We start from the raw sequence: 12,233 nt of genomic DNA, 5'->3' as shown, positions 1-12,233 counted from the left end.
TGACATGGCATTGGTTCTGGTGACGGGCGCGGCCGGCGGACTCGGGCGCGGCACGGCGGACGCGCTGGCCGCCGAGGGGCACGACGTGGTCGTGCACGTCCGCAACCGGTTCCGGCTCGCCGACGCGGACGACACCGCCCGGTGGAGAGGTGTCGTCACCGGGGACCTGGCCGACCTGGACGAGATCCGCGATGTCGCCCGGCAGGCCGCCGGGTTCGGCCGTTTCGACGCCGTCATCCACAACGCCGGTGTCATGAACCGCCCGGAAGACGTCACCGTCAACACGGTCGCGCCCTACCTGCTGACGGCGCTGATGGACAAGCCGGCCCGGCTCGTCTACCTCAGCAGCTCCATGCACCAGACGGGCTCCACCGACCTGCGGCGGCTGGCCGTCGGATCCGCTTCCTACGACGACACCAAACTGTGGGTCACCGCCCTCGCGCTCGCCGTCGCCTCCCGCTGGGAAGGAACCTCCAGCCACGCGGTCGACCCCGGGTGGGTCCCGACCCGCATGGGGGGTCGCGGCGCGCCCGACGATCTGACCGCCGGGCACGAGACCCAGGCATGGCTCGCCACCCACGACGACGTGACCCCGAGCACCGGCGGCTACTGGTACCACCGGCAGACCCGGACACCACACCCCGCCACGCAGGACGAACAGTTCCAGGCTCAGCTCCTCCAAGCCCTGGAGAGGCACACGGGCGTAGCGCTCGACTGACCCCGCTACCCCTTCCGGGTCGGCCCGGCCTGCGGGGTGCCGTCGGCCGACGTGACCGTGGTGGCGGTGGTGCGGCCGTCCGGGGTGATCCGCAGGACGGGGATCGCCTTGTCCCGGGCGGCGCCGTCGTTGCCGAGGGCGATCCAGCCGCTCGCGCCCGGCAGCGGACCCTCCTGCCGCAGCCGGGCCAGCGTCCGGTGCACGTCGGTGACCGTCGGATCCGGCACCGCGGGGGTCACCCGCACCGCCCGCACCGCGGTGAGCAGGGCGTCGTGCATCATGACGGCCCTGCCGTCCTCCAGGTCGCTGTGCGGGAACACGGCGGCGAAAAGGCCGTCGCGGAAGGGTGCGACGAGGTCCCTGTCGAACGCGTCCGGTGCCGAGTCCCACGCCCCGGGATGCGCGAGGCCGGTGTAGAGGAGGTCGATTCGGCCCTTGCCGAGGACATCGGCCAGCTCCCCCGCGTCGAAGCCCGCCGTGTGTCTGATCATCATCGTGTCGTCGCCGGACATCACGGTGATCCGGTGATCCCGGCAGCGGCGCGCGGCGAGGACGGTCAGGAGCTGCGGCAGCGTGGTGCCGCGTCCGGCGAAGTAGACGACGTCGGGCTTGGCCTCGCACACGTCCGCCAGCGCGGCGCGGAAGTCGGTCGGGCCGGACCGCGACGAGTCGAACAGGGTGGGCTCCGCGCGGACGAGCCGGCCGGGCGGAATCCGGAGGCGGAACTGCTGGGCGAGGGTGCTGGTGTACTGGTCCCCGGGGGCGACGTCCTGCACGAACAGGATCCGGGAGCGGGCGAGCGCCCCGGCCGACAAGTGCTGTACGGCGGCCGCCGCCTGGTCGGCGTTGGTGGGCGCGACCCGTGCCAGCCCGGGAACGGCAGACCAGGAGTCGGCGGTGAGGACCGAACCGAAGGCGGGCAGACCGCCGGCCGTCAGCTCCTCCACCATGTCCTGGCTGGCGGCGGTGCTGCCGCCCAGGCCGAGCGCCGCCACGATCCGCTGGGCACGCCGGGCCCCGAGCACCTGCCCGACCGTGTGGTTGCGCTGCTCGGCGGAGCCTCCGGTCTGCCCGAACAGCAGCCGGACCGGGGCGCCTTCGGCCGGTCCGGTGAGCCGCCCGTTGGTCCTGAGCTGGGCGAAGTAGGCACCCTCCAGATCGCGCCGCACCGCCTCCATCGAGGCGACGCCGTCGAACTCCTCGGTGAGGGGCGTCAGATACACCATCGACACGTACGGCCGGCCGCCCGGCTTCGATGCGGCCGCCACGACCCGCCGGTTCTCCGCGGCGATCCGCTCCAGCACCGGGGCGACGGCCCCGCTCGACGAGCGGCGCAGCACCTCGGGCGACGCGTCCGCGGCCAGCAGACCGACACATCTGCGCATACGCCCCTCGCCGATGGCGGTCATACCGTCCGCGCACGGCAGGACCGCCGACGCGCCCGACCGTGACACATCACCCGGCAGGAGCAGCGCGGTCAGCGCGGCCAGCGCGGCGACCGCCGCCCTCCCGGGGCGCCCGCGCCGTACCGGTCGCGCGCTGCCGGCCTCGTCATCGCCCTGCTCCGCCCTGGTCGCCAGGCGCAGCACCTCCTCCAGGCCGGGCCGCCGGGCGGGGTCCTTGGTGAGGCAACGGGTCACCAGCGCGCGCAGCGCTCCGGGCAGGCCGGTCAGGTCCGGCTCCTGGTGCACCACCGCGAAGGCCACCGCGATCGGCTCGAGACCCGCCGCTTCGGGATCCTCGAAGGGACTGCGGCCCAGCGCGGCGAAGGCCAGGACGCCACCGAGCGCGAACACGTCCGTCGCCGGGGAGACCGTCTGGGCCGAGATCAGCTGCTCCGGCGCCATGAAGGCCGGGGTTCCCACCAGCGCGCCGCTGCGGGTCAGCGCCCGGCTCTGCGCCAGGGAACGGGCGATGCCGAAGTCGATGACCCGTACGCCGTCCTCGGCGAGCAGGACGTTGGCGGGCTTCAGATCCCGGTGCACGATGCCCTGCCGGTGGATGTCGCGCAGCGCCTCCGCGAGCTGTCCGGCCAGTCGGACGACGTCGGCCACGGGCAGCGGACCACCGGACCGCACCCGGTCGTCCAGGGAGTCGCCGACGACGTACTGGGTCGCCAGCCACGGCGGATCGCCGTCCGGGTCGGCGTCCAGGACGGGCGCTGTGAACGCCCCGCTCACCTTGCGTGCCGCCGCCACCTCGCGCCGGAACCGGGCCCGGAAGTGCGGCTCGTCCGCGTACTCGGGCCGGATCACCTTCAGCGCCACGCGCCGCCCGGCGGCGCTGCGCGCGAGGTACACCACCCCCATTCCGCCGGCACCGAGGCGCCGCTCCACGGTGAACTCCCCGATCCGCCGCACCGTGCCAACGTATCGGCGCCGGGAGTCCGGGGTTTCGGCCTTCCGGGCTTATGACCGCCCTCATCACACCTGTGGGTGACGTGGCGCAGGAGCTGACGCGCGGCGAGGCGCCGACCGGGCTTCCGGATCGGCGCCTCGCGTTCACCAGGGCTACTTCGCCGCCAGCGGCGTGACGGCGAGCCGGTCGATCACCGGTGCGTACGGGGACCGCTGGTCGTACTGGTTGTAGGTGTCACCGTTGAAGTCGGGGAGTTCCTCGGCGGTGAAGGTGAGCCGGTTCGTGCCCTTCTTCAGGGTGACCGGGACGGTCAGGTCCCAGAAGTTGTTGAAGTGGAAGGTGGTCGGGAACAGCACCCGGCGGGCCGGTCCGCCGTTGACGGAGAGGTCGGCGTGGCGGGCGATCGGGTCGGGGTTGTAGTGGGTGGCGGGTGCCTGCTCGGCGTTGGAGTAGCGGATGGTCAGCGCGTGCCGCCCGGCCCTGGCGGCCACCACGTCGACGGTGAGGGCGTTGGCCTTGCCGTCGCCGATGTCCGTGACGGCCTTGCCGTTCGTGGCGAAGGGGTAGGCGCCGGTGACCTTCGCCGCGCCGGTGAGCGTGCCGTTCTCGGCCTGGTAGACGGTGGGCACCAGGGTGCCCTTCGACGGGGCGACCCGCAGCCGGTCGAGGACCAGCTCGCGTGCTGTGCCGGTGACGGTGATCTTGTTGATGCCGCCGGACAGGAACAGCCGGACCGTGTCCGTGCCCTTCCCGGCCCCGCCGGCCTTGGGCAGGTCGAGCTCCTCGCCGTTGAGTGCCAGGCTCGCCCGGCCGCCGCCCAAGTGGTCGACCGACACGGTCGATTCACCGTCGGCGGGGGAGTGGACCCAGAAGGTCGCGGAGGCGCCCTTCGGCAGCGGAACCGCGCCCGGCCCCGAGGCACCGCGGTACGTGTAGCGCGGCTCGGTGCCGGTGAGGGTGGCGTACTCGGCCTCGTAGATCGCCGGCGCGGTCACCTTCTCGTCGCGCAGGGACAGGTCGATCTTGTCGATGATGGCGTCACCCTTGGTGACCCCGAGGTCGGGGTCCTGGGCGGCCAGCGTGATCCGGTGCTTGCCCGCGGTCAGCTTCACCGTCGTGTCGGTGTGGCCCCAGACCACCCACTTGTAGCCCAGCGGCAGCCTCAGTTCCTGCGGCTCCTTGCCGTCGACCCGCAGGAAGACGTTGGTCGGGCCCTGCTCCTTCACCAGGTCGTACAGGTTGTAGGAGTTGGCGAAGACGCTCAGGTCGTACGTGCCGTCCTGCGGGACCTCGACGTCGAAGGCGAGGACCCCGTCGGAGCCGGTGCGCAGACCGCCCACGTTGTAGGCGCCCGACGTGGCGAACTTGCCGACGTCGGAAGGCGTGCCCTCGGGGCCGTTCCTGGAGTAGCCCTTGCCGGTGTAGGTGGCGTTCTCCGCCTCGTAGGTCTGACGCCAGCTGACCGAAGGCGCGGCCGGCTTCGCGCCGTTGCCGCCGGGGGAGAGGATGACCTGGTAGGCGGACATCTCGTTCATGCCGGTCATCGGCAGCGTCACCGAGCCGTCCGCGCCGACCGTCAGCTCCTGGTCCGCGAGCCGCAACGGCTGGGCGGAGTCGCCGACCTGACCGGACCAGGGGATCTCCTGCACGGTGGCGCGCACGGTCTTCCCGAACAGCTTCGGGTCGATGTGGTCGAAGACGACGTCGGCGTCGCCGCTCTTGCCGCCGAAGAGGGCCCGGGACTGCCTCTTGTCCTCATCGAGGGTCGCCACGCCCTGGAGGGTGTACTGCTGGTTGGGGTGCGGGGCGGTCACCTCGACCGTGTGGCCGGACATCTGCCCGTAGGCGTTGAACAGCCACCACTGGCCGTTGCCCTTGTTGGCCTCCACGGCCGAGTCGTTGAGGTTGCCGTCGATGTTCCAGTACGCCAGGTCGGCGTCGATCTTCGACTCCTCGATGGCGGAGACCCACTGGACGACCTGGCCGGGCACGGACAGGTGGTAGTTGTGCCCGTACTCGTTGACGTTGATCGGCAGCGGGCCGACGCCGACGTCCTTCTCCATCTGCCGGTACTTCGCCACGCTGGTGCGGACCGCGGCGGGTGACGACAGCTCGTGCCAGGTCATCACGTCCGGCACCACGTCGTTGGCCTTGGCGTACTGCAGGAAGCCCTTGACCTGGTTGTAGAGGACGCTGGTGTTGGGGCCGGCGATGCGGGCGTCCGGGTCGAGGCCCTTGATGAGGTGGTACACCTCCTTCCAGGCCGCGAAGTAGTGCTGCGGGTCGTTCAGCCAGGAGACCTTGTTGTAGCTCCACTCACCGGTCCCGAACATGTTCCCTTCGGGCTCGTTGAACGGCACGTAGACGACGTGATCCTTGTACTTCCCCATGGTCAGGACCTGCTGGACCTGCTTCTTGATCTTCGCCTTGAAGTCCGCGAGCCGCTCGGGGCCGTTGGCGCCGGGCCACTGGTACGGGAAGCCGCGGTAGATGTCGGTCATGTAGATGTAGACGTCCTTGCCGCCCGAGTCCACGAACGGCGGCAGCATCTCCAGCGCGTCCGCTCCCGGGTGCTGCGGACCGTCCTGCGCCTTCGTCGACACCGTGCGCAGGTGCATGCCCTCGATGAGGTTGCGGCTCGGCACGCCGTCGCCGTACACGCCGTACAGCGAGCCGGCGGCGCCGCCGTGGAAGGCGCCGGTGTCGGTGGCGAGGTCGATGACGAGCCGTTCCCGCTCCGCGGCCCCGGCGGTGCCCGCGGACGGGCCGGCCAGGAGCGTGGCGAGGGCGGCCGTCGCGACGGCTCCGGCCACAGTCGTTCTGCTTCGTCGCACTGAGGTCTCCGTGGGTTCCGTACTGCTTCGGACGCTGAATCGGACACTGAAGGAGTCGAACCGGTTCGACTCATCGCTGGCAAACAAGCTGCGACCGTCCGTCGTCCCTTGCGGCGCACAGGGCCGACCGCTCGTCGAACCGGTTCGCAGGAAGCTAGCACCGGCGAAATCTCCCAGCAATACCCCTGTCGCAAGGCAAGAAGTGCTGTGCGGGGTGTTGACAGCCGTCGGGGCAGTTCTTAGCTTCACTTCACGCGAACCGGTTCGACACTCGCCGGTTCGACAGCCCACGCAAGGAGTTGCCCGTGAACATCGGTGAGATCGCCCGGCGGGCCGGTGTCTCGCGGAGCACCGTGTCGTACGCGCTGAGCGGCAAGCGTCCGGTGTCGGACGAGACACGCCGGAAGATCCAGGACGTCATCGACGAGCTGGGCTACCGGCCCAACGCCAGCGCACGCGCCCTGGCCAACGGCCGGACCAGCACGATCGGCCTGGTCTTCCCGCCCGCCGGGAACCACTACACCGGCATGCAGCTGGACTTCATCGGCAGTGTCGTCGAAGCCGCCGCGGCCCACGACTACGACGTGCTGCTGTCCCCGAGCGGCGTGGACAGCGACCGCTCGTTCCAGCGACTGCTGGGGGAGCGGCGGGTCGACGGCGCGATCCTGATGGAGATCAGACTGGAGGACGACCGGGCCGACCATCTGGCCGCGCTGGACTTCCCCGCCGTCGCCATCGGCCGCACCGCGCACCCGGAGAGCGGCTGGTGGGTCGGCCTGGACCACACCGCGCTGGCGGCGGCGTGCGTCCACCACCTCGCGGACCTCGGACATCGCCGGGTCGCCTTCGTCAACCGTCCGGAGCAGCTCCTGCGGGCGGGGTACGAGTCCGCGCACCGGGGACTGGACGGCTTCACCAAGGCGGCGGCCGAGCGCGGGCTGACGGTGCGGACGTACTGCTGCGGGGACGACGCCGCGTCCGGCCAGGCATGCCTGGAACAGATCCTGCACGACGATCCGGCGACGACGGCCCTGGTCACGCTGAACGAGGCCGCCCTGGGCGGCCTCTACCGAGGGCTCTCCCAGGCGGGCCGTCATGTGCCGCGGGACTTCTCCGTCACGGGAGTCGTCGCCGGCCGGTGGGCGGAGACGGTGACCCCGCAGCTCACCGCGGCGGACGTACCGGCCGAGGAGATGGGCCGCCGCGCCGTCGACCTGCTCATCGAACGGCTCGACCATCCCGGCGCGCCGCCTCGGCACCACCTTCTCGCACCGCCCATCTCGCTGCGGGCGAGCACCGGACCCGCCGGCGGTACGCCCTCCGCCTGACCTCCGCCTGACCCTCGACCCCTCCTCGGACTCTTCTCACTTCACCAGGCACGCCGCCGACGTTCCGCGTGCCCGCACACCCCTCGTCACCCCGCCCACGGCACCCGTATGCCAAGAACGAAGGACCCGCCATGCACAGCTCCTCCAGACGGCTCTTCGCCGCCGTGGCCCTGTCGACAGCCGTCGCCGTCGTCGGCACCGCCTGTTCCTCCGGCGCGGGCAGCACCGACGCCAAGGACGCCGACAGCGGCACCTACACGATCTGGGACCCGTACCCGCAGTTCGCCAAGGGCTCGGCCTGGACGAAGCTGCTGGACAAGTGCGGCACCCAGGCCGGCGTGAAGATCCAGCGGACCGGCTTCGACACCAGCGACCTGGCCAACAAGACGCTGCTCGCGGCCCAGCAGGGCAACTCCCCGGACGTCCTGATCGTCGACAATCCGGTCGTCTCGACCCTGGCCGAGGCGGGCGTGCTCACCACGACCGACGAGAACAAGCTGGACACCTCCAAGGTGGACCCCAACCTGCTCGCGGCCGGCCAGTCGGGCGGCAAGACCTACGGCACACCCATCGGCGCCAACACCCTCGCCCTCTACTACAACAAGAAGGTGCTGAAGGAGGCCGGGGTGGACATCGCCTCGGTCAAGGACTGGACGTCGCTGACGGCGGCGCTGGAGAAGGTCGAGAAGGCGGGCAAGAAGGGCATCACGTTCTCGGCGATCGGCACCGAGGAGGGCAGCTTCCAGTTCCTGCCCTGGTTCTGGGGCTCCGGCGCCCAGCTCAGTGAACTCGACTCGGACGAGGCCGTCTCCGCGCTGTCGCTGTGGCAGGACTGGCTGAAGAAGGGCTACGCCCCCAACTCGGTCATCAACAACACCCAGACGACCAGCTGGCAGGAGTTCGCCGGCGGCGACTACGCCTTCGCCGAGAACGGCACCTGGCAGCTCGCGAACGCCGAGAAGGCCGGCTTCGAGTACGGCGTCCTGCCGATCCCGGGCGCCGGCGGGGGCCACGCCGCCGCCCCGACCGGCGGCGAGTTCGTCACCCTCCCGGTCCAGGACGACACCGGCCGGTACACCACCTCGCAGAAGCTGGCGACCTGCCTGACCAGCACCCAGAACCTGTACGACACCGACACCACCCTGTCCTACGTGGCCCCCACCGGTGAGGTCCAGGACAAGCAGGTGGCGGCGAACCCCGCGCTGAAGCCCTGGGTCGACGCGGTCAAGTCGGCCAAGGGACGCACCAGCGGCGACCTCGGCACCAAGTACCCCAAGATCTCGGAGCAGTTGTGGAAGGCGGTCCAGTCCGCGCTCAGCGGGGCGAAGTCCCCGAAGGACGCTCTCACTTCGGCGCAGTCCGCAGTCAAGTGACGTGGGCCCGATGAAGCAGACGACCTTTCCACCGGCCCGCCGGCCGGCGCTCGACCGGGACGGCGGGGCGGCCACCGCCGCCCCGCCCCCGGCCGGCCCCGCGCCACGACGCCGCCCGGCCTCCCAGCAGTGGGCCGCCTGGGCCTTCCTCACCCCCGTCACCCTCTACCTCGTCCTCTTCTACGCCTATCCCCTCTACCGCAACCTCGACCTGAGCCTGCGCGACTACACGGTCCGCTCCTTCGTCCAGGGCAACGCGCCCTTCACGGGCCTGGAGAACTACGGGAAGGTCCTCGACGACCCGACCTTCGCGCCGGCCCTGCTCCACACCGTGGTGTTCACCGCCGTGTGCCTGGTCTTCCAGTACGCCATCGGCCTGGCCCTCGCGGTCTTCTTCCACCAGAACTTCCGGCTCTCGGCGACCCTGCGAGCCCTGTTCCTGGTGCCGTGGCTGCTCCCGCTGATCGTGTCGGCATCCACCTGGTCGTGGATGCTCAACAGCGACTCCGGCATCGTCAACGCCCTGCTGAGCGCCGCCGGAATCGGCCCGGTGAACTGGCTGACCTCACCGTCCTGGTCGCTGACCTCGGTGATCATCGCGAACATCTGGATCGGCGTCCCCTTCAACCTGGTCGTGCTCCACAGCGGCCTCCAGTCCATTCCCGCAAGCCTGTACGAGGCCGCCGCCCTGGACGGGGCGAACGCCTGGCACCGCTTCTGGCGCATCACATTCCCGCTGCTGCGCCCGGTGTCCGCGATCACCCTGCTCCTGGGCCTCGTCTACACACTCAAGGTCTTCGACATCATCTGGATCATGACCAAGGGCGGCCCGGCGGACTCGTCCACCACCTTCGCCACCTGGTCCTACCAGCTCGGCTTCGGCAATCTCCTGCCCGCCTTCGGCCCCGGAGCGGCCGTCGGGAACCTGCTCGTCGTCGCCGCCCTGGTGTTCGGCCTCGTCTACATCCGGGTCCAGCGAAAGCAGGCGCTGTCATGAACCGAAGCACCAGCCGCACGTGGTGGAAGACGGCCATCGGTCTGCTGCTGACCGGGATCATGCTCTTCCCGGTCTACTGGATGCTCAACGTCTCCCTCACCCGCGACCAGGACATGCGCAAGAGCCCGCCGGACCTGCTGCCGCTGCACGGCACCCTGGCCGGCTACCGCACCGTCCTGGACGAGCAGTTGCCCTACCTCGCGACCAGCCTGGTCATCGGCCTGGGCACGGTCGTCCTGACCGTGGCACTGGCCGCCCCCGCCGGCTACGCCCTGGCCAAACTGCGCCCGCGCGGCGGCGGTCTGCTCGGCTTCCTCTTCCTGGTCGCCCAGATGATCCCCGGCATCATCATGGCGATGGGGTTCTACGCGATCTACCTCCAGCTCGGCCTGCTCCGGTCCGTGCCCGGCCTGATCGTCGCCGACTCCACCCTGGCCGTCCCGTTCGCGGTGCTCATCTTCACGGCGTTCATGTCCGGCATCCCCGGCGAACTGCTCCAGGCGGCGACGATGGACGGCGCCGGGCCCTTGACGACCTTCCGTGCCGTCGTCCTGCCGATGAGCCGCAACGCCGTCGTCACGGTGTCGCTGTTCGCGTTCCTGTGGTCGTGGTCCGACTTCGTCTTCGCCGGCACCCTCGTCAACGGCGGTGCCCACGAGCCGATCACCCTGGGCATCTACCACTACATCGGCAACAACAACCAGGAGTGGAACGCCATCATGGCGACCGCCGTCGTGGCCTCGCTGCCCGCCGCGGTGATCCTCGTCCTGGCCCAGCGCTACGTCGCCGCCGGCGTGACCGCCGGTGCCGTCAAGGACTGACCTCCCGCTGACCTTCCCCTCCGCCGACGATCCCTGCTCGAGAAACGAGTCACGCCTTCATGACCGCCGCCCCGTCGTCCGGACCGGCCTTCTCGGTCCACGACATCCCGTTCAGCACGTTCGGATCCTGGTTCGGCATCTCACCCGTGGTGGCGGAGAAGACGTACGCCGACGACCTCCACCTCGTCTCGCACCAGAACGGCATGCACGCCGTCCTCCGCCTCGTCCCCCTGGACCCGGCGACGGGCGAGCGCACCGGGACCCGTGTCGAGGCGACTCCGGGACTGCTCAGCTGGGTCGGCCAGGCCGGGCGCATCGACCTCACCTACGAGTCGCCGGACACCGTACGCCTGCGGGGGAGCGGACTGGGCCTCGGCGTCCGTGCGGCCGCGCAGGTCCTGACGCCGTTCAGCGGGACGTACTTCTTCCACGACCCGGCGGCGGACGCGCACGTGTTCACGTCGTACGAGACGGGACGCCGCTACCGCGTCACCGTCCTGTCCGGCCGTATCGCCCACACCGACGGAGCCCAGGCCCTGGGCGGCGGCGACCGCGGCCTCGCCCTGGCCGCGGCGGCAGACGGCGGGTGGGAGATCGCCGTCGAGGAACTCGACACCGCTCGCCCGCCGTACGCGTCCCCGGCCGCCTTCGACGAGATCGTGGCGGCGGCCCGCGGATCCTTCGCGGACTTCGCCGACGCGGTGGCTCCCTGGCGCTCGTCCGCGACCCCGGCCGCCGAACTCGCCGCCTACGTCCTCTGGTCGGCGACCGTACGGCCGACCGGACTCGTCACCCGGCCCGCCGTTCTCATGTCCAAGCACTGGATGGACAAGGTGTGGAGCTGGGACCACTGCTTCAACGCCCTGGCCCTGGCTCCGGGCCGTCCCGAACTGGCCGTGGACCAGTTCGCCCTGCCCTTCGACCACCAGGACGGCAGCGGAGCCCTGCCCGACTCCGTCACCCACTCCGAGGTCCTCCACAACTTCGTCAAACCGCCCATCCACGGCTGGACGTCGGGCCTTCTGCGCCGCCGGCTGCCGGTGCCTCCCAGCCGGGCGGAACTGGCCCAGACATACGCCCGGCTGGCACGCTGGACCGACTTCTGGCTCACCGAACGACGCGCACCCGGCGCCGCCCTGCCCCACTACCAGCACGGCAACGACAGCGGCTGGGACAACGCCACCACCTTCGACCCCGAGCGGGTGGTCGTCACCGCCGACCTGGCCGCCTTCCTCGTCCTCCAGCTCCACGAACTCGCTGAACTGGCCGCGGAGTTGGACAAGCCGGACGAGGCGAGCCGGTGGACGCGCACGGCCCGCGAGATCCAGTCGGCGCTGCTGGACGAGCTCTGGACCGGCGAACGGTTCGTCGCCCGGGGAGCCGCCACCGGGCACACGTGGAGCAGCTCCAGCCTTCTCGACCTGATGCCCATCGTGCTGGGCGAGCACCTGCCCGGCGAGATCGGCAGCGCGCTGGCCGATCACATCAAGGCCCATCTGACCCCGTACGGTCTCGCCACCGAACTGCCCACCTCACCGCACTACCTCTCCGACGGCTACTGGCGCGGACCGGTCTGGGCCCCCGCCACCGTCCTCATCGAGGACGGCCTGCGCCGCGCCGGCCACGACCGGCTCGCCGACGACATCAGCGCCCGCTTCCGCGCCCTGTGCGAGACCCACGGCTTCGCCGAGAACTTCGACGCCCTCACGGGCACGGGTCTGCGCGACCGCGCCTACACCTGGACCGCGGCGAGCTACCTCCTCCTCGCCGAAGCACACGCACACCGGGGCAGCCACTGACCGTG

Annotated in this window: 8 protein-coding genes; 6 read left to right on the top strand and 2 right to left on the bottom strand. The window is 70.8% G+C overall.

Annotation, left to right across the window (positions count from 1 at the left end; translation table 11 throughout):
- Positions 1–4 precede the first annotated feature (4 nt).
- Positions 5–718 carry an SDR family NAD(P)-dependent oxidoreductase gene (locus tag MQE23_RS03865; protein WP_020274642.1) on the top strand — a complete coding sequence of 238 codons (714 nt, stop codon included), beginning with the start codon at positions 5–7 and terminating at the stop codon, positions 716–718.
- 5 nt (positions 719–723) lie between these two features.
- Here the strand turns inward: MQE23_RS03865 and MQE23_RS43470 are convergent, their stop codons facing one another.
- Entirely contained in the window at positions 724–3,078 is a 2,355-nt protein-coding gene (locus tag MQE23_RS43470; protein WP_279345120.1) for a bifunctional serine/threonine-protein kinase/ABC transporter substrate-binding protein, read from the bottom strand.
- A 150-nt stretch (positions 3,079–3,228) separates the two neighbouring features.
- Positions 3,229–5,910 carry a cellulosome protein gene (locus MQE23_RS03850; protein WP_243378245.1) on the bottom strand — a complete coding sequence of 894 codons (2,682 nt, stop codon included), beginning with the start codon at positions 5,908–5,910 and terminating at the stop codon, positions 3,229–3,231.
- A gap of 305 nt (positions 5,911–6,215) precedes the next feature.
- Here MQE23_RS03850 and MQE23_RS03845 point away from each other — a divergent pair, with 305 nt between their 5' ends.
- From MQE23_RS03845 to MQE23_RS03825, 5 genes are all read left to right on the top strand, one after another.
- Positions 6,216–7,238, top strand: coding sequence for a LacI family DNA-binding transcriptional regulator (locus tag MQE23_RS03845; RefSeq protein ID WP_020274674.1), 1,023 nt, complete (start codon positions 6,216–6,218; stop codon positions 7,236–7,238).
- Positions 7,239–7,369: 131 nt separating this feature from the next.
- Entirely contained in the window at positions 7,370–8,611 is a 1,242-nt protein-coding gene (locus tag MQE23_RS03840) for an extracellular solute-binding protein (RefSeq protein ID WP_243378244.1), read from the top strand.
- Between the two features lie 10 nt (positions 8,612–8,621).
- Entirely contained in the window at positions 8,622–9,608 is a 987-nt protein-coding gene (locus MQE23_RS03835) for a sugar ABC transporter permease (RefSeq protein WP_243378243.1), read from the top strand.
- Positions 9,605–10,429: a carbohydrate ABC transporter permease gene (locus MQE23_RS03830; RefSeq protein WP_243378242.1), complete on the top strand. Its 825-nt coding sequence runs from the start codon at positions 9,605–9,607 to the stop codon at positions 10,427–10,429. The genes MQE23_RS03835 and MQE23_RS03830 overlap by 4 nt, the downstream gene beginning before the upstream one ends.
- Positions 10,430–10,488: 59 nt before the next feature.
- Complete coding sequence (locus MQE23_RS03825; RefSeq protein WP_243378241.1) at positions 10,489–12,228, top strand: trehalase family glycosidase; 1,740 nt, start codon at positions 10,489–10,491, stop codon at positions 12,226–12,228.
- Positions 12,229–12,233 lie beyond the last annotated feature (5 nt).

The organism is Streptomyces sp. HP-A2021 (genome assembly GCF_022807935.1).
GTDB lineage: Bacteria > Actinomycetota > Actinomycetes > Streptomycetales > Streptomycetaceae > Streptomyces > Streptomyces afghaniensis.
Note: the sequence above shows the minus strand (reverse complement) of the source record. Positions and strands in the feature narration are given on the sequence as shown.